Here is a 24,931-nt window from a genome sequence, read left to right as displayed (position 1 = left end):
TTAGATTGATTTTACAATTAAAAATTTACTGAGATGATACTGATTTTCGGGTTTCATCATTTTGAGGTCTCTTTATCAAAAAATATAGCCATGTTAAGGTACCCGCCAAAACTCCCATAATAATGGAAAGAATAACCGCACCCAAGAAATATTGCGATAAATTGCCCTTTATAGAGTCCATGGTAATACCCGAGTTGAATAAAAGATCATTACGAGGATTGGTCATGAATAAGGCTCCCACTTTATAACTTCCAAAGATGATCAATGGAATGAACGGCGGAAAACTGATATTGGCAGCCACTAAAAACAATGCTTTATTGAGTTTATAATAATGAGAAACCGCCAAGCCAATAATCATCTGATAACCCCACACGGGAAATATCCCCATAAACACACCAAAACCTACCGAAAGGACTTTAGTTTTCACTGGCTCTTCCTTATTAAAAAGCTGCTCTTTGAAGAACCTTCTAATATTCTCTCTGGTGAAGTGCTTCATAGAGCGCTTAGGAATATAATAGAACAGCGCCAGAATGAAGAACCAGGTATTCAGAATACTGATTCTTGTAAAATCTTTGAATGGCCTGAAGTGAGTAACCCGCCCCTTCCCTGGCTCGTAATGCACCTTAATAGGCACGTTCTTTACAGGAATTCCCTTCCAGGCTGCTTTGACAATTACCTCCACCTCAAACTCAAACTTTTTGGTGAGATACTTAATGCCCTGCATTTTCCTTATTGGGTAAAGCCTAAAGCCAGATTGAGTATCTGACATCTTAATGCCCGTGTCTAGATAATACCAAAAGTTAGAAAACTTGTTACCAAAGCTACTTTTGCCAGGTACGTTTTCCTGAGTCATATTCCTGGCACCAATGACCAAAGCATCAGGATTAGTTTTTAATTCTTCTATAAAAAAGGAAAAGTCTTCAGCGAAATGCTGGCCATCGCTATCAATAGTTATGGCGTGGTCATACCCTTTATCACAGGCATATTTGAAGGCATTTCTGAGGGCCATGCCTTTACCTTGATTTTGCTCATGAGTAATGAGCTGAATCTGATCTTCAAAAGATGCTAAAATTTGCGCCGTGTTATCAGTGGCTCCATCATTTACTACTATCAAATCATCTGTATAAGCGAGCACACTGCTAACTACCTGCTCTAATGTTTGATCATTATTATAGGTAGGCATAATAATGCAGCACTTATACGCTTTAAAAGTAGATTTATAGTCCATGGACCAGTTTTAAGCTTTAGTAAATTGACCTTTAAACTTAAAGTTAGGCTCACCATCTTCTAAAAATGAAGTTGCACTCACCTGAAGTTGATCATCATCACCCTTCTCACTTAACTTAAACAGTAAAGTAGGACTATGGTTAGGATCTACCATTTTCATGTACTTAATAGAAGCACCATTTACTAGTTTATACTTCTGACCGTGCACCTCTTTTAGGATATCTTTCAACATTTCCAAAAGGCAAACACCCGGTAATACAGACTGGCCTGGAAAATGACCATTGAAGATATCATTAGATTTATCTATGCTTATTTTAGTTTCATATTGGCCATTATCATCACTCACCGAGCCAATAGTATATAAGTTATCTTTTAACATATTATTGCTTTAACAAATTCATCTGAACACGCATCTTCACAAACCTGTGAGAGAGACATATTTCATCAGGAATGGCGTCATCATCAGTATAATAGAAAACAGCCTTTGTCTTAAAAATGGAAAACCAGCTATTAGTCTTAGCTAGTATTATCCTTTTTTGCCCATCTACTCGCGCCTTAATTGCTTCCTTCCCTTTGATTTTGAAGCCGTTAGCTTTCTTTCTTACTTTTTGTTGCTCATCTAATTTGCGAAGAACCAGCAAATCAAAATCTTGCTCCATCAGTTTCTTCACAATCTTTTTCTTCATTACCTCTGGAGCCATATTGTAAACCAGACCATTTTCCGTTAATAGAAAGTCCATAATAGTAGGACCTAGTTTTGAAAGCAAAACTACACGATAGTTTGCACCTTGCTTCTTCAAAACCATTAAGCCACTAAAACTATGGTCTTTATACTGGAATACAGAATTATACACTTGAGCCTGTCCTGAGTTTAGGAAAGAACGAGGTGTAACTAGATCTTGGCCTGAAACCTTACAGAAACAACAAATAAAAAATATTAGTACCCAAAAAAATCTACTGGAAAGAGAATTCATCATCCGAAATAGCGGTATTAAACTGCTTATCTTCGAAAGTGATCAGAGTGTAGTCCCCTTCAGATTCAAAGAGCTGAAGTTTATGAACACTGTAATCTTTTCTATCAAAGTAAACATCAATATGCTTAATATAATCTTTAATATTTTTGTCAATAGGCGTTAATTGCGCAAGGTATAAATTCTTATTCTCTTTAAAAACAATATTAAAGCGATCTTCTTGAAGAACATCTCCTTGCACACTGTTAATAATGAGATCATTAAGCTCCTTAAATATCTTACTGTTGCTTATTTCGAAAGAGTTAACCTTACCTTCATCGTTAATTTTAATCTGCTTTCCATTTAGCACTATGCCATAATTATAAGGCTTGGTGTAAGACCATTTGAGTAATCCTGGCTTTTTAAAATACATTTTACCAGATGAGGTAACGGCATTTGAGAGTATGCTTAAATATTTCTCTTGCTTAAATGTAGCCTGAATAGTAGTGGTTTTCGTAGCCATTTTATTAAGACCTCTCCTAAAACCGGGCACATCTTTCATCTGCACAAAATCATCTCCCTGACTAAACCATGAAGAAAATGTGATTATAAAAAGGCTTGCAAATAGCTTATACATAATTATTTAATATTAAATATTTCATCTACTGTTACGCACTTATAATCGTGCTCTTTTGCATATAGCAAAATTGCTTCCAAAATACCTAAAGTCTGAGGCAGGCTATCATGAAGTAGTACCACTGAGCCGGGCACTAGTCTGGAAATAACTTTCTCAACCACTTGTTCAGGATTCTTAGTAGCTGTATCAAAAGACCTTATATTCCACCCAATCACTGGCATTTTCATCTTTATCACAGCGGCAGCTATTGATGGATTTGTTACACCATAAGGTGGTCTAAATAAGACATTTACCTTACCGGTAATAGATTTAATAAGTTCATTAGTTTTTATCAACTCTTTCAAGACCATGCCTTTTGTGAACATGGAAAAGAAAAAATGATGGGAATAAGAATGATTGCCTATGAGGTGACCCTTTTCAGACATTCGTTTTACCTGGTCAGGCATTTCTTCAACTCGTTTGCCTATTACGAAAAAAGATCCTTTAGCATCATAGTTCTCCAACAGTGCTACAATTTCAGGGGTATATTCGGTAGGCCCATCATCAAAAGTCAGGGCTATTTTATGATCAGGATTTTCGGGGTGATTATAGCTCTTTAGAAAGAATTCATACCTCATTACGGCGGAACCTATTCCTATCAAAGCAATAAATAAAGAGCTAATTACAAGAAAGATCCACCAGGGTATGTGCACAAAAAAAAATGTACAGACCACCAAAATGATCAGCACACTTAAGAAAATGCCTCTAACTATTTTAAAGGGACTCATGACTAACTAAAGCAAAGGTGTGATTTACACCTCGGTAGTGATTGTACATAAGCACCGTTTTAAAATTGTTTTTCTTGCCCTCTTTAATTTTGATGGCACTATCAATTTCAGGATTCTGAAGTAGATTTACTCCAAGGTTTAACCCAAAAGAAGATGCTGTGAAATTTTCACCTGTAACCGCCTTAAAGTTATATATGGCCTGGTCAGTGAAATGATTTGAAATACTAGAATAATATGGATCACTGCCTTCACCACCAATTACTACTGCATCTATATCAGCAGCTGACATTCCCAATTTATTCAAAAACTTATCTGCTGCCCCTGTTATTTCTGTAGCCTCTAAATTATTAGCTGTAGAAATTCCATTCAACACTATTTGATTTTCTCCCGGATCTTTAGACAGAACAAAGAAGCTTGCACCTTCGCCCCATAAGTTTGAAGGATTGCATTTTATCTCACCAATGATTGCGGCTATCTCATTAGTCATTTCATCAGCACCGCCCACTAGTACATTATCAACTCCTTCTTTTACTCTTAGTACAGCATCCTGCAGAGAATTCTCAAATGAATGGCCACGGTTAACGTAGGTGAAATTATCTTCAGTACATTTTAAAAGCAAAGCGATTTGACCTGCCACCGTATTATGAGTAGACTGGATGAAAGCTGTAGGAGAAAGTATACCTTCTTTAGACTCAAGTATATCTACCAAAAACTTTTCGGTGTCTTGAATACACCCCAGACCAGTGCCCACAATGATGGCTCCCGGGTTTTCCACGTTAGCATCTTTTAGCGCCTGGAGACTGGTGGCCACTCCCATTTTAATAATACGGCTCATCCTACGCAATAATCGAGGATTAATAAGTGCCTTATAATCAGGTTCATGGGCAGAAAGAAACGGTCCTTCCTGAGTTAACCACTCCTTGAGATAACTACTTTGATCAAAAGTAAACTGTGGTGTAATAGCTGAGGTAGACTTTATATAAACTTTCATGATGCCGCTGAGAATATTAGTGATGTACAGTTTCCTCCAAATCCGAAAGAATTGGACAATACATTCTGAATTTTTACTGGCTGCATTTCGGTAACAGGCTCAGGAAGCACGTCCATTGGTTGCTTCACATTTAGATTAGGGAATACCTTCTGCTCTTGAATGGATAGGATAGAAAACACAGCCTCTATCGCTCCGGCTGCTCCTAGTGTATGACCGGTGTATGCCTTGGTAGAGCTATAAACGGGCACATCTTCATTGAAAATTTGCTTTATAGCCTTGCTTTCAGAAAGATCATTATTCTGAGTTCCTGTACCATGAGCATTTATATAATCAATGTCAGCGGCAGTTTTACCCGCCACATTCAGCGCCTTCTGCATAGCCATAAAGGCTCCTGTACCATCTGGCGAAGAAGCAGTTTGATGATAAGCATCATTAGCGTTGCCATAACCTATTAATTCACCATAAGCCTTTGCTCCACGTGCCTTCACTGATGCTTCAGATTCCAGCACTAGATAAGCTGCTCCTTCACCAAGATTTAAGCCCTGGCGAGTAGAGTCGAACGGTTTACAATGATTAGGATCTAATATTTTTAAGGCTCCAAAGCCATTAAGTGTAAAAACAGAAAGGGCATCAGTCCCTCCAGCAATTACAAAATCTGCCATTCCTGCTTTTATCAATCTACCGGCATTCATAATGCTATTGGCAGAAGAAGAACAGGCGGTGCTTATGGTTTCAGTATGGCCTTTAATTTTTAAATGACCAGCCACCATCTCAGTACTTGCTCCACAATCGTGGTTCTGAAATGAAGATCTATAATCAAGCTCCTCATTGTTTAGTACAGCACCATAGGCTAGCTCAGAAATATCCATACCACCTACGCTGGTACCACTAATTAATGCAGCATCAGCCAGATTGGCCTCTGTAAGACCTGCCATCTGTTGTGCTTCAGTGGCAGCAAGTAAAGCCAGTAATGTAGTTCTAGAAATATATGGGTCGGTAATGCCCAGTTTTTCCCTGAGCATTTCATTAGAAAACTTCAATTCACCCACTGGTAACTCTTTGTGCTGAGTTTTCAGGTAGGTGGGTGTGCTTACACCACTCTTGAATTCCTTAAGTGATTGCAGGTTTTTTTCTACACCTATTCCTAATGAAGAAACAATACCAAAACCGGTAATGTACACCTTAGCCATCTGTTTTTAGTTTTTATTTTTCTCGATGTAAGCAGCAATAGTGTTAATAGATTGAAAAATATCTTTCCCTTCTTCAGGGTTTTCAACCTTTACTCCATACTCTTTCTCCAGTAAAACAATTAGTTCCAGCGCATCTATAGAATCTAATCCCAGACCATCTCCAAAAAGAGGTGCATCGTTATCAATTTCATCAACACTTACATCCTCTAAGTTAAGAGCCTCTATAATGGCTGTTTTCAAGTTCTCCTTCAGTTCTTCCATGAATTAAGGTATATTTTTATTAAAATTTCCGTCAAACCTAGAATCCGATGATTGATCATCTTCATCATAACCTATCAAAAATAGTTTAGCAATGTATTGCCCCTCTTCGTAGTCTACAAAACCGGTAATGCAATGCTTATATTCTTCTACTTTAAAAAGTTGAGATACATATTCATAAAGAAATTTAGCATCTAACTCCTCCATCATAAAGCATGAGTTTTCTCCTGTAATCTTGTGTTTAATGCATATTTCACCTAACATTATATTAGGTAATGTATACACAAAAACCGCTGGACTAGGGAAATAGTTTTCTTTTGAGCTTATGGTAGAGTAATGGTTCGTATCCGAAACCAGTGAAGAGTTTTTATTTCCAAGTATCAAAGCTGTATGCTCACCACTGTAGTCAGAGCCCTCTCCCAAAAGCATTTCGGTAGTGATCACTGCCAGCTGGCATAGCTCATCCATTTTGAAAAACTTAGGGTATTTGAGCCCCAAAGCCTTATAAACACCACGGATATACTCCTTGAATGGCAGCTTATCTTTATTATCAAATATGAGCTGGCAATTACTTGTGGCTTTATTCATATTCAACTCCGCGTATTTTAATATTTTAGTTTGCATTATTCTCAAATATTAAAGCGGCGTTACAACCTCCAAAGCCCGAGGTTGTCTTGAGGGCGTATTTTATAGTGTGATCAGAGGTATTCTCTTCAATGATGTTCAAAGATTTGCTCACTCCCATTTTACTAAAATTTCTGGATTGGATCAAAGCCTTGTTTCTCATCTGCTCCATGGTCATCACAGACTCAATGATGCCAGCTGCACCAAGAGTGTGGCCAAAGAAGCCTTTCAAACTATTGAGTGGAACATTGGCTAATCCCAAAGTGTCAAAAGCAATGGCCTCCATTTCATCATTGAACATAGTAGCAGTACCATGCGCACTTATATAATCAATATCATTAACTGAAAGCTGAGCCTCTGTCAACGCTCTACGCACTGCAAGCTTCAGCCCTTCTCCTGTTCTGGAAGGTCCACTGATATGGTTGGCGTCATTAGCCTGCCCCCCACCGGATACCTTCATGACATTTTCAGGTTTAAGTGACAGCTCTTTATTAGTACTCAAAATTACCGTACCACATGCCTCACCAAGTGTAATACCCTTACGATCAGCATCGTATGGTTGGCAGGGCTCATCACTCATGGCTTTTAAACACTGAAAACCACTGATAGTAAATTCACTCAGTATATCACCACCAGTAACAATAGCATGATCGTAAAGACCTGCCTCTATTATTTTTTTAGCAGTAATTATGGCTGAAAGGCCGGAGATACAGGCATTAGAAACCACCACACCGTTGTGCTCCAAATTAAAATAATCTGAAAGTGTATTTCCTAACCTAGAAAGCAACGCTCTCTCCTTCGGCAGTGAGCCTGAATAGTTATCAGCCAGGATATCTATATTTCCTTTTGTGGTGGATACCACCAGAGCAGTACGACTTAAATCAAGTCCGTCTACATCTTGTAAAGCCTTATTTATTGAGTGGATAAATAATTGCTCAAGGTTACTGAACGCATCGTTAGCTTTTAGCTCCTCGGCCTCTTCTCTGTTGATGAGACAACCTAGAAATGGCGTTGGATAAAAATCCTTGCTATCGATCTGCTGAATACCTGAAACACCATTAATACAGGCGCTAAAGTTCTCAGCGGAAGTGAGTCCTAATGGGCTGGTTATATTATCTGCTATGGAATAAATGCTCATGATCTCAATCTACTATATTCCACTTTTCCTTCCATTCATTTAAGAAATCAGGCACTGTAAGGTGCAGCTGATGATCCTTGGTTAGGAATACCTGCTCTGACATTCCTGTAGCATAAGTCTCGTTGGTCTCCTTATTAAATAGACGATACTCAAACCTTAGCTTAGCTGCCGGAGAGTTGATGAATGTGGTTTCTAAATACACTTCATCCAAGTATTTCACCGGTCTTTTATAATTACAGTCTACCTTAACTATTGGTATTAAGAAGCCATGGTTATTATAGACATCCATGTATCCGATGCCATATTTGCTTCCGAAGCTTTCTCTACCATCTTCAAAATATTTTATATAGTGCCCATGCCATAAGATACCCATGCTATCCACCTCACTGAATCTTACTTTTATCTGTGTAATATCCTTAAGCATTCTCTTCGGTAGGTTGTAAAAATATTCTGATTTCACATTCGGCCAGTGGCTCCATGTTTTTGTTGAACGATCGAGCCTGTGCTATCTGCACGTTCATCACTTCATTCACAATCTGGATGGTAGTAAAAATATGCTCACCCACAGCTGGTGATTTTTCTATATTTAATCCTTTTATAGAAGCTATGAAACCCACTGGAGCAGGCTTTCCTGATGCTTGAGCCTTACTACCCGCAAAAAGTGCGGCCGTCTGCGCCATATTTTCGGTAAGTCCTCCTTCAGTTAGCACACCATCATCTACTAATGGATTACCCTCTTCTATATCGAAGCCTGAAAGCACGGAATCCTCATCAAAATCATACAATGCTGACACCATAACAAAGGGTGACCTTTGAGGTATAAACTTTAATATATCTTCCCCACTGTGCTGAGGTTTAATCTCTTGAAGTATTTCTTGTGAAACGGAAATCATAACTATTCTACAATGGCTCCTTTAACGTCCTTATCCCAAAAATCATAGTAATTAAACCACTGTAAGGGATACTGCTTTACTTTTTTCTCCAGGTGCTTTATGTAATCGTCTTGAATTTCTAAGGCAGACTTTGTAGCTATTTCTACCGGCGTGGCCGATAAGTGATAATGCTTTCCGTCTCCTCTTACTGCATAAGCAAAAGTATATGGCACTTTTAGTTTAGTAAGCATACTAAAAGGTCCTAATGGAAAGAGTGCTGTCTTGCCTAAAAAAGACTTTTCTACTACACGAGCACCGTGTGTAAACCTATCACCATGCATACATATAACTTCCTTATTTCTAAGAGCGTTATTGATTTTAAACAGGTGCGAAAGGTCGTTTTTAATAGCAATTATCTTCACATTCTTATTCTTCATTACCTTGTCTAAGAAGTTCTTAATCCTCTCATGCTCGGCTTCGTAAACAAGAATGTTCGTTGTTAAATTAATTTCATTTAATAGAAACCCCGCTATTTCCCAGTTTCCCAGGTGAGCTCCCATTAGTATGCCTCCTGTTTCTTTTAGATCTTTAAGATATTGTTCACCGTCGGTATCATAAGTAATCTCTTTAGTACTTCCAGACCCAATGGCTACTTTATCAATTAAAGTTTGCCCAAAAACATAGTAGTTTTTATAAACAGAAGACCATGCCTTAAAAAAAGGCATGTTGAATCTTTCTCGAAAATATTTATAAATCGCTGAGGTAGACTTGGCAGAAAAGAGCACATAGTAGGCAGACACGAACTTTAATAAAAGATAAGCTGCACTAAGCCCCACATTACGGAGGATATATATGAATATTTGATAACCTAGTAGTCCGCCTTTAGTCTTTCCTTTCCAGGATGACATTACGCTGCCTCTGCTTTTTGAATTACATAATCGTAGAAATCCTGAAAAGTAATAATACCGGCAAAGTCTTCAGGACTAACTTTAAAGCCAAAGTTGCTCTCTATCTCTACTACTAAGTCTACGTAATCAAGGCTATCGAGATCAAGGGTCTCTTTTAGGTTGGCCTCTGGCTCTATTACTTCCGGCTCCACTTCAAACTCATCTACCAGAAAGCCGTTTATTTTTTCAATTATCTCTTCGTTGTTCATCACTTTGTAAAAGTATTAATCAAATTTCTTAATGATTAAGCTGCTATTTGTTCCGCCAAATCCAAATGAATTAGACAAAAATAAATTAAAATCTTTTTTCACCGTTTCAAACGCAAAATTGAGGCCTTTAAGTTCATCCTCAGGGTTCTTAAGGTTAATGTTTGGTGCTATGAATCCATTGTGCATCATTAGCAATGAATACACCACCTCACTGGCTCCGGCCATCCACATCTCATGTCCCGTCATAGACTTGGTAGAGCTTAAATAAGGTTGGGTATCACCAAATACATTGAGTATAGCTTTTCCCTCGTTAAGGTCACCCGCCAAAGTAGAAGTGGCGTGGGCGTTAATATACTCAATATCAGAAGGTTTTACGTTAGCCTGTTGCAGGGCCATTTCTAATGACTTAGATGGTCCGTCTATATTTGGGTGAGAAATATGATCTCCATTAGAAGAGAATCCATAACCTAATATTTCTCCATAGATCTTCGCACCTCTAGCCTGCGCAGACTCTAAGCTCTCTATGATAACGGTAGCGGCACCTCCACTTGGCACCAAGCCATCTCTACCTTTATCAAACGGCCTTGAAGCTGTCTCAGGGGCACCTTCTTCCATAGAAAAAGTACCTAAGCCATCGAAACTACCCATAGACTGGTAGTTTACTTCCTGGGCTCCACCACAGATTATTCTGTCTTGCAAACCACTCTTAATCATCATATAACCTAAGCCAATAGAGTGAGATCCACTGGCACAAGCGGCACTTACCGTAAGGTTGATGCCTTTAAGTTTAAATATGGTGGACAAGTTCATGGTTACGGTACTGTTCATTGACTGAAAAATAGAACCACTACCAATAAGGGTAGTATCTTTTTTCAACCTCAATGTATCTACCGCCTCTATACAAGGTTTGGCTGAGCTATCATTTCCGAAAATGATACCTACATTACCATTAGCAAGAAAGTCTTCGTCAATATTAGCCTCTTTCATGGCTTCTTTAGTAGACATGTATGCATACTCTCCTTGTTCAGCCAAGCCAATACGCTGCCTCCGAGAGAGCATTTCTTTTAGAACAGGTTTTTCTAATATACCTGTTAGAGATGAGCGAAAGCCCATTTCTTTTCTTTCGGGATCAAGACCTATGCCCGACTTACCATGATATAGAGAGTCCTTTACTTCTTCCAGGTTTCTGCCTATACATGAGTAAATACCGATACCAGTAATAACAACTCTTTTCATCTAAATCCAACTTGACTAATATAGACCTCCATTAATTGATATGGTCTCTCCCGTAATGTAAGAAGAGGCATCTGACGCTAAGAAGCCCACCACACTGGCCACTTCTTCAGCAGAACCAAACCTTCTCATTGGGATAATACCTTTAAATTCTTTCTCGTCAATATCTTCTGTCATCTCCGTTTTTATAAAACCTGGAGCAACAGCATTAACGCTTATATTTCTTCTAGCTACTTCCTGAGCTAGCGCTTTTGTAGCACCAATTACAGCCGCTTTAGCAGCTGAGTAGTTAGTTTGCCCAGGCAATCCTTTTAAACCAGAAAGAGAAACTACGTTTACAATTTTACCTTTCTTGGCTTTCACCATTTCTGGTAAAACACTTTTGGTAACATTATAAAAACCTCCAAGGCTAATATCTAATACATCATCCCACTCCTCATCTTTCATCCAAATCATAAGGTTATCTTTTCTGATACCGGCATTATTTACCAGTACTTCTACCTTCTTATCAGGATTTTGAGCAAACCAGTCCTCCATTGCCTTTCGGCTGGCTTCTCTATCCGCTACATTGAATGGAATAAGTTCGGCTTGCTGGCCTTCTGCTTCCACAGCAGATTTAGCCTCTTCAGCAGCCTGTTTATTAGATGAATAATTGATAATAATATTAAAACCTTGACGGGCCAATTGAATACAAATGGCTCTTCCTATACCTCTGGATCCCCCCGTCACTAATGCGTAGTTCATACCCCTAAAAATTCAATTTTTCGTTCCAACAAAAGGATTTGCAATTTATTCATATAATATTTCACTTCCAATAATTGACTACACGTTCAATAAAGAATTTTTCATCATGTAGAATTTCACCTCCTTTATTTTGTTGTAAAGAGGGTAATCATCACTGAACACTGGTACTATTTCTCTAATCTTATTATATATCTCTTTGCTATGAGAAGAAAGACCATCAGTCTTCTGTAAATGATCCAATGCCTGAACCACTGATACCACCTCTATAGCCAAAACCTCGAAAGTATTTTCAATTACCCTGGCGGCACAGCTGGCGGCATTGGTTCCCATACTCACAATATCCTGATTATCATTGTTATTCGGGATGCTATGAATGTACATTGGGTTAGAAAGCATTTGATTTTCTGCTGTGGTAGAAGTAGCTGTAAACTGAACACCTTGCATTCCAAAATTAAATCCTAATTTACCAAGGTTGGCAAAAGGAGGTAAAATTCCATTTAGGTGAGGATTCATCAAAAAGTTAAGCTGTCTTTCTGCCAGCATAGAAAGCTTTGTGATAGCTATTTTTAGCTTGTCCATTTCAAAGGCTACATAGTCTCCATGAAAGTTACCACCATGATAAACGTTCTTATTCCTAGCGTCTACTATTGGGTTGTCATTGGCAGAATTCACCTCTTCTACTAATAGCTTCTGTGCTTCTTTTATGGTTTCATAGATGGCACCTACAATTTGCGGTACACATCTTAAAGAATAGTATTCCTGAACTTTATTATCAATTACTTCTTCTTCTACCAGGGTATCATACAGCTGCTTTTCTCTTTTACGGATATACTTACTGTCTTCCATAATGCCTCTCATAAGAGATGCAACATGCTGCTGCCCCTGATGCTTCTTGGCCTGATTGAGCTGAGGTGAGAAGTAATCATCATAAGAATCAACCATTTCGCAGATCATGGCTGATATAGCTACTGACCAGCTTAGTGCTCTTTCAGCATTAAGCGAGTTTACTATACCTATTCCAGTCATTACGCTGGTACCGTTCATTACGGCAAGCCCTTCACGTAATGTGATTTGCATTGGCTTTATATCCAGCTTTTTAAAAACATCGGCAGTAGGCTGTCTTTCTCCTTTATATACTACTTCACCTTCACCAATCATTACCAATGCTAAATGTGCCAGCTGCACCAAGTCTCCACTCGCTCCTACTCCACCATGTTTAAATATAACAGGTGTTACATCATGGTTAATTAGGTTGATTAAAACATCAATAGCAGACTTATCAACTCCGGAAAAGCCTAATGATAAAGTATTTAATCTGGCCAGCATAGAAGCTTTTACAGAAGCAGGATCTATCAACTCGCCTTGACCTGAACAATGACTTCTTATAAGATTGAACTGCAATTCTTTCTGATCTGCTTCATCAATTTTATACTGAGCCATAGGGCCAAAGCCGGTATTGATACCGTAGATAACTTTGTTTTTAGAGAAGTCGCTCAAAAAATTATGACTCTCTTGTATTACCTCTATCGTTTTCTTAGATAACTCAACTTTTGTCTGCCCAAAGACCACCTTTTCAATATCAGCTAGTGACAAGGAGCCAACTTCTATTTCTACCATTAATATGAAATGTTTTTAAAAAAATCGAAATTTACTTTAATTCGCCGGTAAATTACAAAACAAATTTTGAAGGTATTACCATACAAAGTTTTAAATTGAAATTTTTTAGCTAATTATACGTTGTATTTTTTCTATATATGTCTGACAATCAAATCAAAACAGAATCTATTGATGTTTTAATCATAGGCGCCGGTCCTTCCGGAACGGTTGCCGCCGCAATTTTACAAAAAAAAGGCTACAAGGTCCATATTGTTGAGAAACAGTGCTTTCCAAGGTTTGTGATAGGAGAAAGCCTTTTGCCCCGATGCATGGAGAATTTCGACAAGGCCGGGCTGATTGGCGCTATTGAGAAGAATTCATTCCAAAAGAAATTTGGGGCTAAGTTCGTTCAAGGGGATAGCACTTGTGACTTTGACTTTTCACAACAATATACCAAAGGGTGGAGCTGGACCTGGCAGGTGCAAAGAAGCTGCTTTGATAAAGTTTTAGCTGATGAAGTACAAAATCGTGACGTACCCTTAGACTATGAAACTGAAGTGACTGATGTAGTTATTCATGAAGACGGCACGTCCATAACTACAGTAAGAAATACTAAAGGTGAAGAACACCAAATAAAAGCTAAATATATAATAGACGCCAGCGGATTTGGCAGGGTCTTACCAAGATTGTTAGATCTAGATGCCCCATCTGACATACCGGCAAGGGCCTCATTATTTACACACATCGATAGCCAGTCTTCCTCTACTGACCCTGAAAGACAGAGAATTATAATAGTAGTTCATGATATAGATGTATGGGCTTGGGTTATACCTTTTGCAGATGGTTCTACATCCGTAGGTGTGGTGGGCAGTGCCGAAAGCATTAACAAATTTGAAGGTAGCCTGGATGAGCAGATGAAAAACTGGATCAATGAAATAGCCGCATTAAATGAAAGGTTCTCTAATCATGAGTTTAAATTTGAACCGAGGAAAATAATTGGATATTCTTCGGCCGTAAAACAGCTATATGGAAAGGGTTATGCCCTTACTGGAAATGCATCAGGCTTTATTGACCCTGTTTTTTCTTCAGGTGTAACTTTAGCCACCGAATCCGGAGCCAGAGCAGCCGAGTTGATTATAAAAGAATTTGAAGGCGAAGATGCTAACTGGGAAGATGATTACTCCAACTATATTAAAGATGGGGTGAAAGTTTTCAAAACATTTATAGAAGCATGGTATGACGGCACCTTACCAACCATTTTCTTTAGCCCTAATGCTAACGATAAGATTAGAAAACAAATATGCTCAGTACTCGCTGGTTATGTTTGGGATAAAACTAATCCGTTTGTAACAAAACCTCAGCGCGTACTGAGCAACATATTAAAGATTATAAGCTAGGCTCTGCTTAGCTTATAATTTTCCTTTTCGAATTTCTTTTTTTCTTTACTGTATACGTCGCCGCTTTCTTCCATGGCTTCTAATACTGTTCTAGCCCAATAGTTTCTAAATCCGAAACCACCGGCTTTAGCTTCATATTTGTTTGACCACAATATTTTCTTAGAAGCAATATCAAAGAATACCACATAAACATGCGCAGCTTGTTCGGTTTTATTCAGTGATTCAAAAATGTAAACCAAGCCTAATCCGCTATCAGCTTTCTCAAGTTTGTAAGTAGAAATAATCTCCTCCACTGTACCATCCTCAAACGAATAGCTATCATCGATAACCAGATCATCTGCTTTTGGCATTTCATTTCTTTTCTCTACTACACTGAGATCAGTAACCTTACCTTCAAATCCATAAAGCTTCTTTACATCATATCTTGTTGCTTCTGATTGAACTAATTTATTCCAGCCATTAAAATAAGTATCTACAATATTATCAGGGTCTGTAAAACCTTCTGCTCCAATACATTTTACTTTAGAGTAATCTAGTCCGCACCATACTACTTTTTCAGATCCGTATAGTAGTTTATTATCTGTCTGGGCATTTGCAAGTGCCGAAACCATCAATAACAAGCTAAGTAACCAGTGAATTTTCTTCATGACATTTTTTGGTTTAGATAATTAAGTTATAAAATTATATAAAATATTATAAGATTTCTTTCAAAACCTGAAGGGAATTAATTTCTTTCAGTGTCTCTACATGCACCTTATAAAATCTTATTATTTGGTCTAACAATGCTCTTCGTTGGGCATTTGATATCTTTATTCCCTCCTCATAAGAATTGTAAACCAGTGTTTTAAGAATATTTAATTCTTCAGGATCCACTGTAAGAAAGTGCTCTTCGGGAGAATCTAATCCGAAGCCCAGATAGCGCGCCAACTTCAATAAAAACTGGAGATGAAAGTTTTCATAACCAGTATTTATATGATCAAACATTTCTATACTGTGGTATATAAAATCAAAAAGATCAGAAACATCTTCTTCTTCCTCTTTCACGCATTTATACAAAATTTCTGCCAAAAAAATAGCTATAGAGGTTTTCTTGATATCCGTGGAGAGCGTTTGGAATGGATGATTACATTTCACCTCAGAAATACGGTTTATCTCCGCTCCGTTTTTTCTATAAACTACTAAATCTAATAGTGTCAGTGGCTGATAAAGAGCTATTCTACTTCGGGCAGATTTACTCCTCACACCATTAACTATATATGTTTGAATGCCAAACTCTCTGGTGAATATTTTAACGATTATAGAGGTATCTCTATATTTAAAATATTTAAAAACTACGCCTTGAGTTTTGTGAAGCATAATGCGAGAATCTCTGACTAATTAACCACTGCAATTTTAGCAACAAAAGTATCGTCACCATCAGCTGTAGAGCTGAACACCAGATATATGCCGGTACTTACCCTGCTACCATTATAATCATTCACATTCCAGGAAGCTGTGCCTCCGTTGGCCTGCGTTTGCCAGATGAGCTTGCCACTAACATCAGTAATTTTCACCTGCGCATCTTGAGCAAGCCCCGAAATACCTACCTGCCCTTTAAAGTCTCTGTTTACCGGGTTAGGAAAAACCTTAACATCAGCATGCTTATCAGTTGATTCAGATGATGAAGACCGGTAAGAAACCAAGCCGTCGGATGTACTAAAGAAAACTTCTCCGGATTGATTATTTATGGCAATATCATCGATCCTATTATTTGAAAAAGGGCTATTATCTAGATTAAAATATATGATATCTTCATCTCCATCAGCACTAAACAGATGAGCACCGCTATTGGTACCGATCCATTTTCTATTGCCACCATCAACCGTGATGCTTAGCACCTCCTGCTGATAAAACAAAGGAAGTCCCTCATAGATGGGCTCTATAGCATCTACATCGCCAGTCATTATGGATAGTGGGCTGGTAAATACTGAAATTCCCTCAGTAGTAGCTGCCCAAATATAGCCTTCTCTATCTACCGCTATATCATTTACTCTTTGGCTAACTAAGCCTCCATCGCCAATGTCATCATCCAGATAACGTGTCTCTTTTGTTTGATAATTGTAAGCGATAAGTCCGCCTCCAAGATTAGGATGCACTCTTAACCAGATAACTTCATTAACCGGCAGTACCTGCACAGCAAATCTGGCCAAAGAAGATGAAAGTGGATGTTGAATCAAATCACCATCATTGGTTAAGAAGTTTAGAGGAACATCTGCTCCATAATTCAAAACCCACACACCGTCATAAACAGTAGCTATGTCTGAGATCAAAACTCCATTTTCCTCGCCTGTAGTATTTTGCAAAGTAGTGCTTGTGTTATCGATAACCTTAGTAGAACCGTCAGCATTTAGCTTAAGCAGACCATAGCCGGCAGATGCAGCATAGATAGTCTGCGTCTCAGGCTGATAGGCAACACTGGTAACATCATGAAATTCAGGAATATCAACAGCACCTGATAAGGAACCGTAATTATTCCATACTCCATCAGTAAAAATAGAGAAGCCACTTTCGTTATTGCTTGGCTTCATTTCTGAGCTAAAACCTCCTGGCGCAAATAGCACCATATTACTACCAGCTTTAAGGTTATAACAACTATTACTTACTGGTCCATTTGGCACAATATTTTCAAAAGAACCAGATCGATTTATCAATAATCCATTTACTCCATCAGCGATCCATAATTCCTCATTAACCTGAATAGCAGCATTGGGAGCTTTGATCAGTTCACTGCTGATTGTTTCAAGGCTATTATTACCAGAAATTTTATTCACGGACAGACCAGACGAGATTAGCACTTCGCTGCCATTGCTCGAAGCATCTTTAAAAATCTGACCAGTTAGAGCGTCTAGTGAGTTCCAGCTTCCATTACCATCATAAACGAATAACCCCAAATTATCTACTCCTAACAGTAGCTCATTTTCTTTTACAGCTAAAACCGAAGGATGCTCAGAAGGGTAATTTTCATCAGAATTATGCCTTACCCAATTGCGATAGTCTAAAAGGTTGATTGATGCATTCAAAGAGGAGGCAAGAAGTCCTTCATCGGAAAGCACATATATTGAATCGTTGAGAACGCCGGCATCATACACACCTATTTGAACGGCGTCTGTGCCTATTTCTCTATACACTTCCTTCACCTCCAGCTTTTGAATATCGAATTTTAGAACACCGTAATCTGTGCAAGCATAAGTAAACATGCCCTGATGCACGAAACCATTCATTTTCTTCGACCCAATGACCTGAGAGTTGGCAGTAAGGTCATAATTACTTATTTCACCATCGATAATGACATCCAACTTGCCGCTAGCATAGCCAATAAAGAGGGCCTTAAAATCTGGATTATAACCGAGAGCTGAAACATCATTCCCCTGCAGACCATCTAACCTTGATAAACGGATAACACTATTATCAGATTTATCGATGTAAAAGATTCCGTTTCCTGAAGAAGCGTATACTCTATCAGGTGTATCTACAATGTACTGTGTGTTATAATAAGAAAAGTGAGTTCTCCAGGTGCCAATGGGAATATCCTGGGCTTGAAGCTGATAGAAGAAAAAGGTGAAGATGAATATTAAGATACTTACCCTTGACTTCATATTATTTTTGATCCTTTTTACTTTTCATGCCTTCAAAAAAGCTGGCTCTGCTTCGTGCTTCATATTCTTGCTTTTGCCCTAATAGAACCTTTCCAGTTTCATCAGCCAGGCGAAAAGAATAAGAAGCCAACTCACCGGTTGAAGCACATATAGCATGCACTTTAGTCACAAACTCGGCTACGGCCAACAAATTAGGCATAGGCCCAAAAGGCTTACCTTCAAAATCCATATCCAGACCAGCTACAATTACTCGCTTGCCAGTGTTAGCCAAAGTATTGCAAACATTAACTATCTCATCATCAAAGAATTGAGCCTCATCTACTCCCACCACATCGCAGTTACCGGCCATGAGTATGATATCACTGGCGAAGTCCACCGGCGTACTTCTTATGGCTGTACTATTATGAGAAACCACGTCTTCATCATGGTATCTTTTATCTATGGTAGGCTTGAAAATTTCTACTTTCTGTCCGGCAATGATAGATCGGTTGAGCCTTCTTATCAGTTCTTCCGTTTTGCCAGAAAACATGCAACCACAAATAACCTCAATCCAACCGGTTCTTTTTACTCTTCCAAAATTAGGCTCAATAAACATACTTCAAAATTAAGAATTCAAGTTGAAAAAGCTTTTATAGTTAATATGAATAAGTCAAATGTGGTAATTTAGTTGGCGCTGGGACCTCTATAATTATCTCACCGTCCTGCAAAACGGACTGACAGGTAAGTCTTTCATCTTCCTGCAAGGCATTTTTTTCCCTGTATCGCTGCTCATGAATATTTAGCTCAGACAGATTACTCATTCCTTCTTTCACAATCATTCGGCATGAGGTACATCGGCCTTTGCCTCCACATGCATGCATCCAGTCCTGATAATTTTCTTGCAGGATGCTTAACACTGATTTATCTGTTGCGTTAGTATTGATAACCTTATCACCTAGATTTTTGATGACGATCTTAGGCATATTTCTTAACTTTATAGGGCAAAATGTTTAAAGCGATTTTTTAAAAGTATGGAAAATAATCTAAACCAAGAGGGAATAAAAAGATATAGTAATGACTTTTGTGATAAACTGGTTAATGAGCATTTTGCCCATAACGAAGTTATAACTGGGTCTGAAATCCTTGAGTTACAGGAAATAAGACAAGTAAACCTTTTCGTTATGAAAAATTTACTAAACGCCTGGAGGAAAGAAACCAGTAAAATTCAGAGTCCATATTTCAACTATGACGCTCCGGAAGTGAAGGAAGCTCAGAAAGAATTTATGAACATCCTCTCCAGAAATATTGCCATAACCCAAGAAAACTTCAAGCCTCTTTTATTACAGGCTACGCAGGAAACTATTCTGCTTATATTCTCCCCTTATGATTATTACATGCATTTGATCCATGATCCTAAGGCGAACAAAATTTCTATTAAAGATCTGAAGCGAATAGCTAAGTATGTAAAAATCAATCAGGATCTTTTATTAAAGCTGATCGAGAAGGCAGAAGAAAATGGTTTAGATAAAATATCTAAGGAAGAAGCTTCAAAATTATTAAACGAGGCCTTTGATTCTACTCAGGAGCCCGAAGATGTAGAAGGTTATATTGAAGCTTTCTCAAAGATAGCACCGCTGAGCGAAGACATGATTTACGGATCATCTAAAAACTATCAGCCGGAAGTAAAATCTACTCAACCTAACGTACAGATCAACAGCCGTTTTGAGTCTCCTAAGAACATTTTGAATGATCAGCATTCAGAAAAGCGACCGACCATAGCCGATGTACACAGGAATCAGAAAATAGAAAGCATAAGAAAGAGCATTAGCATTAATCAGCGCTTTATGTTCATCAACACTTTATTTGCTGGAGATGAGGAGTCGTTTAACCAGACCGTAGATGATCTGGAAAGACTTAAAAACAAGCGAGAAGCTGAAGAATACCTTTCAGAAAACTACCCTTTCTGGGACAAGGAAAGTGAAGAGCACGAAGAGTTTATGGAAATTGTAAGCAAGCGCCTAAACTAGTGCACCAGCACCTGCCCCCTGTGTGCATCTAGCTTTATCAAGATAAAAATAAGCACTGTAAATCCTATAAGGGAAGAACCTCCGTAGCTAAACATGGGTAATGGTATACCTATAACAGGAAACAGACCGATGGTCATGCCAATGTTTACTGCGAAATGAAAGAACAATATACAGGCTACACTGTACCCATATACTCTGGCTAACCTCCATTTTTGTCTTTCGGCAATGAATATTAGCCGCAATAGTAAGGTAACGAACAGCCCTATAATTACAAAGCTACCCAGCCAACCATGTTCCTCAGCGATGGTACAGAAAATAAAATCGGTACTCTGCTCCGGCACGAAGTCAAACTTGGTTTGGGTTCCTTTTAGAAAGCCCTTACCTACAGCACCACCACTACCTATGGCAATTTTAGATTGGGTCACATTCCAGCCATAACCAAGCGGATCGGCATCTGGGTTAATAAATGCTTTTACACGGTTCTGCTGGTGAGGTTTTAGAATGTTGGAAACTACATAATCCACACTTATTATCACCAACATAATGGTTAAAGCACCACCTACTACCAATATAATTCTCTTGGTACTTCTTCTACCAAACAGTATGACCGCACCTGCTATAAGGCCAATTCCCCCATACAAATACCAATGATTTTCCACCAAAAGGGTTAGTATGAATATAACAGCGGCAGAAACGCCCAATATCAAAAGAGTTGGCGCCATACCTTCTCTGAAAAACACTAAAATAAAGACCGAATAAACCAATGCTGTACCCGTATCACCCTGAAGGATAATAAGTACAGCTGGCAAACCAATCATGGCAAATAGAGTGATCTGATTTTTTAGCTGATCCATACGAAAGCCACTGGTGCCACCTATGAATTTTGCTACAGCTAGGCAGGTAGCAAACTTGGCAAACTCTGACGGCTGAAAGCGAAACGCCCCAATTTCAAACCACGATTTGGAACCGGCCACTTCCCTACCAAAGAGTAAAATAAATATCAGCAGGAAGACAATGAGGCCATAAATGGCAAAAGCAAAGGTGTCATAAAACTTAAAGTCTACCACCAGCATGACTATAATAAGCACTATAATAACACCAATAAAGATTAGCTGACGACCACTATTGAGAGACATGCTGAAAATATTCTGAGCTGCGTTTTCATCATAAACAGCAGCGTAAATATTAAGCCAGCCCAACATTACAATCAGAAAAAATAATAGAATTGTAAGCCAATCAATTTTACTAACTATACTGTCTCCGCGTCTCACTATAAAAAATCTCCTTTTTTAACATATGCTTCAATCTGAGGTCTCTCAGTACCTCCAAGCAAATATTTTTCTATCATTAGGCTTGCAATAGAAGCTGCTGCCCTGGCACCCTGTCCGGCATCCTCCACATACACTGACACCGCAATTTTCGGATTATCTCTTGGTGCAAAAGCAATGAAAACTGAGTGATCTGGCAAAGGATCATTCTGTACTGTTCCTGTTTTACCACACACTTCTATATCTTTCAATTTTGCTCTATACTGCCCGGTACCTTCTTTTACCACATTAGACATGGCCTCCACAGCGATATCAAAATATTTACTATCTACCATGGTTTGATGTTTTTCTGTAAACCTGGCTAGTGGCTCTCCGCTATCGCCTACAGATTTTACTAAATGAGGAATATAATAATAACCTCTATTGGCTACCAAAGCTGCGAAATTGGCCATTTGAATAGGCACTACAAGGTTTTCACCTTCGCCAATAGCTATCGAATAAATGTTTGAATACTTCCATGGCCGGCCACCATAAGCTCTATCATAGTAGGCCACACTTGGCACCATTCCACTCTTTTCATTCGGCAGATCTATGCCTAGCGGAGATCCTAAACCAAAGCTTTCAATATATTCATTCCATTTTTTAAGGCCTATCCGAGTATCTTCAAACGGGTCTTCAGAAACATCCTGATTCACCATTCTTTTCATAACATTATAAAAATAAGGATTACAAGAGTGAGTAATAGCACCAACCAATGTCTCTCCCGGACCGTGGTAGTGACACTTCATCGGGTACATTACACAAGGAATATAGGTTTGCTTGTTAATGACTCCTTCTTGCAAGCCTACCATGGCTTGAATAATTTTAAAGATAGAACCCGGCCTATATTGAGCCATCAACGGTCTGTTGAATAAAGGATTTAAACTATCTGAACTGATCCTGTAAAAGTTTTTACTGTAGCTCTTACCGGTAAGATCTGCCGGATCATAAGTAGGCCCGGAAACAATGGAGAGTATTTCGCCGGTAGACGGCTCAATGGCAACTATACTGCCCGCCTTTCCATCCATGAGCTCCTCACCATATCGCTGAAGCTCAATATCTATGGTGGTGATCAGGTTTTCACCTCTTACTGCCAGGGTATCAAATCTACCATCTTCGAAATCTCCCATTTCGATACCTCTAACGTTTTTCTTTTTGTATTTAACACCCCGCTTACCTCTTAGCTGATTTTCATAGTAAGACTCCAGCCCACTTTGACCGATGTAGTCACCTTGTCTGTAGTAGCCGGCGGTATCTCTATCCAACTGTCTTTTATTTACCTCACTTACATATCCTAAGGCATTAGCCATAACAGGATAAGTGTAAGCCCTGGTGGTTCTGGCCTGAATATCAAAACCAGGGAAATCTATGAGATAATCTTGTATTCTGGCCAAATCTGCCTCAGAAAGCTGCTTAATAAATGCATTTGGCTTTACGTAAGAATAGCCTCTTGTTTTTCTAAGTGTTTGATATTTTTCTTTGAGTTCCTCTTTGGTAAGCTCAAAAAGCTCGCAAAATTTCGCGGTATCTAACTGCTTTACCTCTTTTGGCGTCACCACCAAATCGAACTGTGGCGTATTAAATACTATAAGCTTACCATTTCTATCTTTAATGGTGCCACGGTAAGGATATTCCACCACCTTTTGGATGATGTTACTTGTAGCTGCCTGCGCATATGTATCATCCAGCACCTGGATGGAAAATAGCTTCACCAAAAAAATTACCGCAACAGCTATAATTACTAATTGGATAATATTCTTTCGCGATTCGTTCATAATGACCTTTTCTTATTATAAAAAAGATACTGAGTTATAAGCACAACCAGGAAGGTAAAGCCAGTACTAAAAAAAGCTTTAGATAAGGTGAAACCGAAAAGATTAAAACCCCAAGATTCTAAAAAGAACAATACGCAATGATGTAAAAATATCAAAGGCAGCGCATAAGATGTAAACCACCTAAGACCATTAGATTTAATAATAGGTACCGTTCCAGAATCATAACCTCCCTGCGGTGTAAGCAAGTTTAACCAGTAATTCCTAACAAACATTATAAACACACAGGCGGCAGCATGAATTCCCAAACTGTCATAAAAAATATCTAAAATAAATCCGGTTATAAAACCTATGACCATTAAAGATAAAACCTTGGTTTCCACGGGTAATACCAGTAAGAAGGCTACGTATAAAAAGCAAAAGGCTTTATCAAAAAGAACTACATTCTTTAATAAGAGGGCTTGTACCAACAGGTAAAGAACAAATGAAATGGCCTGTATAATTATTCTCTTATTGAGCATATAGTTTTTGCACTTCTTGTTGAACAGAATCTTGCTCGGCCTTTAACTCATTTTTAATAAGATACACATAACCGATCTCATTAAAATCACTGGCCAAATCAATTTTAACATTATAGAAAAGGGCGTCTTCAGTGATATCTACATTGCTCACAATACCCACATCTATACCTTCAGGGAAAATAGCATTAAAGCCTGAAGTAATAATGGTGTCTCCAACATTTATTTGTACATGGCGCGGCACAAACATAAGGTCTGCATGATAGGGATCATTTCCGGGCCATTTGGCAGTACAGAGATCTCCCGTACTTTTTACTTTCGAAGATACCTGCATATCACTGTGTAAAAACGAGGTGATTACGGCAAAATGCTCAGAGGCAGTTTTTACCTTCCCCACAATGCCGTCGTTACCAATTACGGCCATATCAGGCTCTATACCATCAGACACACCTTTATTGATAGTAATATAGTTATTGAAATTACGAACAGAGTTATTGATGACCTTAGCACTGATAAATCTGTACTTCTGCCACTCTGTAGTATCTGTTTTTATGGAATCTGAGGTTACAGAAAAAGTAGAATCATTGCTTTGAAGCGTATCAGAAGAAAGGTATTGCACCTTTCTATTTAATGTTTCCAGTCTCTGTTTTAACCTGGCATTTTCATCTGCCAGGCTTTTATTTACATGTGTTAGATTAAAATAATCAGAAACGTTATCTGAAGACTGCAGAAAATTTCCTGCTATTCTATTGGATGAATTAAAAAAACCGGCTCCCTGATACGCGTTATTTTGGACTATTAACCATACACAAACTAATTCCAGAAACAGGAATAATAAAAAGGCTCTATACTGATATAGAAACAGAAACAGTCTCTGCATTTATCCGGAATTGATTCAATCTTAAAAAATTTA

28 protein-coding genes are annotated in these 24,931 nt (G+C 38.4%); 2 read left to right on the top strand and 26 right to left on the bottom strand.

The window, feature by feature from the left end:
- Window positions 1–25 precede the first annotated feature (25 nt).
- From LVD16_RS06960 to flxA, 17 genes are all read right to left on the bottom strand, one after another.
- The gene (locus LVD16_RS06960) at window positions 26–1,228 is read right to left on the bottom strand and encodes a DUF2062 domain-containing protein (RefSeq protein WP_233773201.1); all 1,203 of its coding nucleotides are present in this window, start codon (window positions 1,226–1,228) and stop codon (window positions 26–28) included.
- Window positions 1,229–1,237: 9 nt separating this feature from the next.
- The gene (locus LVD16_RS06955) at window positions 1,238–1,606 is read right to left on the bottom strand and encodes an ApeI family dehydratase (protein ID WP_233773200.1); all 369 of its coding nucleotides are present in this window, start codon (window positions 1,604–1,606) and stop codon (window positions 1,238–1,240) included.
- Window position 1,607: 1 nt separating this feature from the next.
- On the bottom strand, window positions 1,608–2,201 hold the full coding sequence (lolB2, locus tag LVD16_RS06950) for a flexirubin biosynthesis protein LolB2 (protein ID WP_502795806.1): 594 nt from the start codon (window positions 2,199–2,201) through the stop codon (window positions 1,608–1,610).
- The gene (gene lolA2 / locus LVD16_RS06945) at window positions 2,182–2,814 is read right to left on the bottom strand and encodes a flexirubin biosynthesis/transport protein LolA2 (RefSeq protein WP_233773198.1); all 633 of its coding nucleotides are present in this window, start codon (window positions 2,812–2,814) and stop codon (window positions 2,182–2,184) included. The genes lolB2 and lolA2 overlap by 20 nt, the downstream gene beginning before the upstream one ends.
- 2 nt (window positions 2,815–2,816) lie before the next feature.
- Entirely contained in the window at window positions 2,817–3,581 is a 765-nt protein-coding gene (locus LVD16_RS06940) for a polysaccharide deacetylase family protein (RefSeq protein ID WP_233773197.1), read from the bottom strand.
- On the bottom strand, window positions 3,568–4,572 hold the full coding sequence (locus LVD16_RS06935; RefSeq protein WP_233773196.1) for a beta-ketoacyl synthase chain length factor: 1,005 nt from the start codon (window positions 4,570–4,572) through the stop codon (window positions 3,568–3,570). The genes LVD16_RS06940 and LVD16_RS06935 overlap by 14 nt, the downstream gene beginning before the upstream one ends.
- Window positions 4,569–5,762, bottom strand: coding sequence for a beta-ketoacyl-[acyl-carrier-protein] synthase family protein (locus tag LVD16_RS06930; protein WP_233773195.1), 1,194 nt, complete (start codon window positions 5,760–5,762; stop codon window positions 4,569–4,571). Before LVD16_RS06930 ends, LVD16_RS06935 begins: the two co-directional genes overlap by 4 nt.
- Window positions 5,763–5,768: 6 nt before the next feature.
- The gene (locus LVD16_RS06925; protein WP_233773194.1) at window positions 5,769–6,023 is read right to left on the bottom strand and encodes a phosphopantetheine-binding protein; all 255 of its coding nucleotides are present in this window, start codon (window positions 6,021–6,023) and stop codon (window positions 5,769–5,771) included.
- A gap of 3 nt (window positions 6,024–6,026) precedes the next feature.
- Window positions 6,027–6,608 (bottom strand): beta-ketoacyl-[acyl-carrier-protein] synthase family protein, encoded by a 582-nt coding sequence (locus LVD16_RS06920; RefSeq protein WP_233773193.1) that lies wholly within the window; start codon window positions 6,606–6,608, stop codon window positions 6,027–6,029.
- 25 nt (window positions 6,609–6,633) lie between these two features.
- The gene (locus tag LVD16_RS06915; protein ID WP_233773192.1) at window positions 6,634–7,782 is read right to left on the bottom strand and encodes a beta-ketoacyl synthase N-terminal-like domain-containing protein; all 1,149 of its coding nucleotides are present in this window, start codon (window positions 7,780–7,782) and stop codon (window positions 6,634–6,636) included.
- Window positions 7,783–7,786: 4 nt separating this feature from the next.
- Window positions 7,787–8,206, bottom strand: a complete 420-nt coding sequence (locus LVD16_RS06910; RefSeq protein ID WP_233773191.1) for an acyl-CoA thioesterase — start codon at window positions 8,204–8,206, stop codon at window positions 7,787–7,789.
- On the bottom strand, window positions 8,199–8,675 hold the full coding sequence (locus tag LVD16_RS06905) for a hotdog family protein (protein WP_233773190.1): 477 nt from the start codon (window positions 8,673–8,675) through the stop codon (window positions 8,199–8,201). The genes LVD16_RS06910 and LVD16_RS06905 overlap by 8 nt, the downstream gene beginning before the upstream one ends.
- A gap of 2 nt (window positions 8,676–8,677) precedes the next feature.
- Window positions 8,678–9,562 (bottom strand): lysophospholipid acyltransferase family protein, encoded by an 885-nt coding sequence (locus LVD16_RS06900; protein ID WP_233773189.1) that lies wholly within the window; start codon window positions 9,560–9,562, stop codon window positions 8,678–8,680.
- Entirely contained in the window at window positions 9,562–9,810 is a 249-nt protein-coding gene (locus LVD16_RS06895) for an acyl carrier protein (protein ID WP_233773188.1), read from the bottom strand. The genes LVD16_RS06900 and LVD16_RS06895 overlap by 1 nt, the downstream gene beginning before the upstream one ends.
- A gap of 15 nt (window positions 9,811–9,825) precedes the next feature.
- Window positions 9,826–11,046 carry a beta-ketoacyl-[acyl-carrier-protein] synthase family protein gene (locus tag LVD16_RS06890; protein ID WP_233773187.1) on the bottom strand — a complete coding sequence of 407 codons (1,221 nt, stop codon included), beginning with the start codon at window positions 11,044–11,046 and terminating at the stop codon, window positions 9,826–9,828.
- A gap of 15 nt (window positions 11,047–11,061) precedes the next feature.
- Entirely contained in the window at window positions 11,062–11,787 is a 726-nt protein-coding gene (flxB, locus tag LVD16_RS06885) for a flexirubin biosynthesis SDR family reductase FlxB (RefSeq protein WP_233773186.1), read from the bottom strand.
- Between the two features lie 78 nt (window positions 11,788–11,865).
- On the bottom strand, window positions 11,866–13,404 hold the full coding sequence (gene flxA, locus LVD16_RS06880) for a flexirubin biosynthesis tyrosine ammonia-lyase FlxA (RefSeq protein ID WP_233773185.1): 1,539 nt from the start codon (window positions 13,402–13,404) through the stop codon (window positions 11,866–11,868).
- A gap of 137 nt (window positions 13,405–13,541) precedes the next feature.
- Between flxA and LVD16_RS06875 the strand changes: the two genes are divergently transcribed.
- Window positions 13,542–14,780 carry an NAD(P)/FAD-dependent oxidoreductase gene (locus LVD16_RS06875; protein ID WP_233773184.1) on the top strand — a complete coding sequence of 413 codons (1,239 nt, stop codon included), beginning with the start codon at window positions 13,542–13,544 and terminating at the stop codon, window positions 14,778–14,780.
- Here the strand turns inward: LVD16_RS06875 and LVD16_RS06870 are convergent.
- From LVD16_RS06870 to LVD16_RS06850, 5 genes are read right to left on the bottom strand one after another with little or no spacing between them, the layout of a single operon-like run.
- Entirely contained in the window at window positions 14,777–15,427 is a 651-nt protein-coding gene (locus tag LVD16_RS06870) for a hypothetical protein (protein WP_233773183.1), read from the bottom strand. The two genes, LVD16_RS06875 and LVD16_RS06870, sit on opposite strands and share 4 nt — an antisense overlap.
- Window positions 15,428–15,473: 46 nt before the next feature.
- The gene (recO, locus tag LVD16_RS06865; protein WP_233773182.1) at window positions 15,474–16,136 is read right to left on the bottom strand and encodes a DNA repair protein RecO; all 663 of its coding nucleotides are present in this window, start codon (window positions 16,134–16,136) and stop codon (window positions 15,474–15,476) included.
- Between the two features lie 17 nt (window positions 16,137–16,153).
- Complete coding sequence (porZ, locus tag LVD16_RS06860) at window positions 16,154–18,415, bottom strand: type IX secretion system anionic LPS delivery protein PorZ (RefSeq protein WP_233773181.1); 2,262 nt, start codon at window positions 18,413–18,415, stop codon at window positions 16,154–16,156.
- Between the two features lies 1 nt (window position 18,416).
- Window positions 18,417–19,010 (bottom strand): thymidine kinase, encoded by a 594-nt coding sequence (locus LVD16_RS06855; protein WP_233773180.1) that lies wholly within the window; start codon window positions 19,008–19,010, stop codon window positions 18,417–18,419.
- A gap of 40 nt (window positions 19,011–19,050) precedes the next feature.
- Entirely contained in the window at window positions 19,051–19,377 is a 327-nt protein-coding gene (locus tag LVD16_RS06850; RefSeq protein ID WP_233773179.1) for a 2Fe-2S iron-sulfur cluster-binding protein, read from the bottom strand.
- 198 nt (window positions 19,378–19,575) lie between these two features.
- Between LVD16_RS06850 and LVD16_RS06845 the strand changes: the two genes are divergently transcribed.
- Window positions 19,576–20,421, top strand: a complete 846-nt coding sequence (locus LVD16_RS06845) for a DUF8457 domain-containing protein (RefSeq protein ID WP_233773178.1) — start codon at window positions 19,576–19,578, stop codon at window positions 20,419–20,421.
- On the opposite strand, the gene rodA is transcribed toward LVD16_RS06845, so the two are convergent.
- From rodA to mreC, 4 genes are read right to left on the bottom strand one after another with little or no spacing between them, the layout of a single operon-like run.
- On the bottom strand, window positions 20,418–21,692 hold the full coding sequence (gene rodA, locus LVD16_RS06840; RefSeq protein WP_233773177.1) for a rod shape-determining protein RodA: 1,275 nt from the start codon (window positions 21,690–21,692) through the stop codon (window positions 20,418–20,420). The two genes, LVD16_RS06845 and rodA, sit on opposite strands and share 4 nt — an antisense overlap.
- The gene (gene mrdA, locus LVD16_RS06835; RefSeq protein ID WP_233773176.1) at window positions 21,692–23,503 is read right to left on the bottom strand and encodes a penicillin-binding protein 2; all 1,812 of its coding nucleotides are present in this window, start codon (window positions 23,501–23,503) and stop codon (window positions 21,692–21,694) included. Before mrdA ends, rodA begins: the two co-directional genes overlap by 1 nt.
- Complete coding sequence (locus LVD16_RS06830; protein WP_233773175.1) at window positions 23,500–24,021, bottom strand: Rod shape-determining protein MreD; 522 nt, start codon at window positions 24,019–24,021, stop codon at window positions 23,500–23,502. The genes mrdA and LVD16_RS06830 overlap by 4 nt, the downstream gene beginning before the upstream one ends.
- Complete coding sequence (gene mreC / locus LVD16_RS06825) at window positions 24,011–24,898, bottom strand: rod shape-determining protein MreC (RefSeq protein WP_233773174.1); 888 nt, start codon at window positions 24,896–24,898, stop codon at window positions 24,011–24,013. The genes LVD16_RS06830 and mreC overlap by 11 nt, the downstream gene beginning before the upstream one ends.
- Window positions 24,899–24,931: the final 33 nt, after the last annotated feature.

Source organism: Fulvivirga ligni (assembly GCF_021389935.1).
Classification (GTDB): domain Bacteria; phylum Bacteroidota; class Bacteroidia; order Cytophagales; family Cyclobacteriaceae; genus Fulvivirga; species Fulvivirga ligni.
This window is presented reverse-complemented; position numbering and strand designations above follow the sequence as displayed.

What these genes read in the sequence shown, in the direction of transcription:
- porZ (WP_233773181.1), bottom strand. Translation starts at nt 18,415, where the DNA reads ATGAAGTCAAGGGTAAGTATCTTAATATTCATCTTCACCTTTTTCTTC.
- LVD16_RS06895 (WP_233773188.1), bottom strand. Translation starts at nt 9,810, where the DNA reads ATGAACAACGAAGAGATAATTGAAAAAATAAACGGCTTTCTGGTAGAT.
- flxA (WP_233773185.1), bottom strand. Translation starts at nt 13,404, where the DNA reads ATGGTAGAAATAGAAGTTGGCTCCTTGTCACTAGCTGATATTGAAAAG.
- LVD16_RS06870 (WP_233773183.1), bottom strand. Translation starts at nt 15,427, where the DNA reads ATGAAGAAAATTCACTGGTTACTTAGCTTGTTATTGATGGTTTCGGCA.
- LVD16_RS06935 (WP_233773196.1), bottom strand. Translation starts at nt 4,572, where the DNA reads ATGAAAGTTTATATAAAGTCTACCTCAGCTATTACACCACAGTTTACT.
- LVD16_RS06930 (WP_233773195.1), bottom strand. Translation starts at nt 5,762, where the DNA reads ATGGCTAAGGTGTACATTACCGGTTTTGGTATTGTTTCTTCATTAGGA.
- LVD16_RS06910 (WP_233773191.1), bottom strand. Translation starts at nt 8,206, where the DNA reads ATGCTTAAGGATATTACACAGATAAAAGTAAGATTCAGTGAGGTGGAT.
- LVD16_RS06855 (WP_233773180.1), bottom strand. Translation starts at nt 19,010, where the DNA reads ATGTTTATTGAGCCTAATTTTGGAAGAGTAAAAAGAACCGGTTGGATT.
- recO (WP_233773182.1), bottom strand. Translation starts at nt 16,136, where the DNA reads ATGCTTCACAAAACTCAAGGCGTAGTTTTTAAATATTTTAAATATAGA.
- lolA2 (WP_233773198.1), bottom strand. Translation starts at nt 2,814, where the DNA reads ATGTATAAGCTATTTGCAAGCCTTTTTATAATCACATTTTCTTCATGG.
- LVD16_RS06940 (WP_233773197.1), bottom strand. Translation starts at nt 3,581, where the DNA reads ATGAGTCCCTTTAAAATAGTTAGAGGCATTTTCTTAAGTGTGCTGATC.
- LVD16_RS06905 (WP_233773190.1), bottom strand. Translation starts at nt 8,675, where the DNA reads ATGATTTCCGTTTCACAAGAAATACTTCAAGAGATTAAACCTCAGCAC.
- mrdA (WP_233773176.1), bottom strand. Translation starts at nt 23,503, where the DNA reads ATGAACGAATCGCGAAAGAATATTATCCAATTAGTAATTATAGCTGTT.
- LVD16_RS06890 (WP_233773187.1), bottom strand. Translation starts at nt 11,046, where the DNA reads ATGAAAAGAGTTGTTATTACTGGTATCGGTATTTACTCATGTATAGGC.
- LVD16_RS06955 (WP_233773200.1), bottom strand. Translation starts at nt 1,606, where the DNA reads ATGTTAAAAGATAACTTATATACTATTGGCTCGGTGAGTGATGATAAT.
- LVD16_RS06850 (WP_233773179.1), bottom strand. Translation starts at nt 19,377, where the DNA reads ATGCCTAAGATCGTCATCAAAAATCTAGGTGATAAGGTTATCAATACT.
- LVD16_RS06900 (WP_233773189.1), bottom strand. Translation starts at nt 9,562, where the DNA reads ATGTCATCCTGGAAAGGAAAGACTAAAGGCGGACTACTAGGTTATCAA.
- LVD16_RS06960 (WP_233773201.1), bottom strand. Translation starts at nt 1,228, where the DNA reads ATGGACTATAAATCTACTTTTAAAGCGTATAAGTGCTGCATTATTATG.
- lolB2 (WP_502795806.1), bottom strand. Translation starts at nt 2,201, where the DNA reads ATGAATTCTCTTTCCAGTAGATTTTTTTGGGTACTAATATTTTTTATT.
- mreC (WP_233773174.1), bottom strand. Translation starts at nt 24,898, where the DNA reads ATGCAGAGACTGTTTCTGTTTCTATATCAGTATAGAGCCTTTTTATTA.
- LVD16_RS06920 (WP_233773193.1), bottom strand. Translation starts at nt 6,608, where the DNA reads ATGAATAAAGCCACAAGTAATTGCCAGCTCATATTTGATAATAAAGAT.
- LVD16_RS06915 (WP_233773192.1), bottom strand. Translation starts at nt 7,782, where the DNA reads ATGAGCATTTATTCCATAGCAGATAATATAACCAGCCCATTAGGACTC.
- LVD16_RS06845 (WP_233773178.1), top strand. Translation starts at nt 19,576, where the DNA reads ATGAAAAATTTACTAAACGCCTGGAGGAAAGAAACCAGTAAAATTCAG.
- flxB (WP_233773186.1), bottom strand. Translation starts at nt 11,787, where the DNA reads ATGAACTACGCATTAGTGACGGGGGGATCCAGAGGTATAGGAAGAGCC.
- LVD16_RS06875 (WP_233773184.1), top strand. Translation starts at nt 13,542, where the DNA reads ATGTCTGACAATCAAATCAAAACAGAATCTATTGATGTTTTAATCATA.
- LVD16_RS06925 (WP_233773194.1), bottom strand. Translation starts at nt 6,023, where the DNA reads ATGGAAGAACTGAAGGAGAACTTGAAAACAGCCATTATAGAGGCTCTT.
- LVD16_RS06830 (WP_233773175.1), bottom strand. Translation starts at nt 24,021, where the DNA reads ATGCTCAATAAGAGAATAATTATACAGGCCATTTCATTTGTTCTTTAC.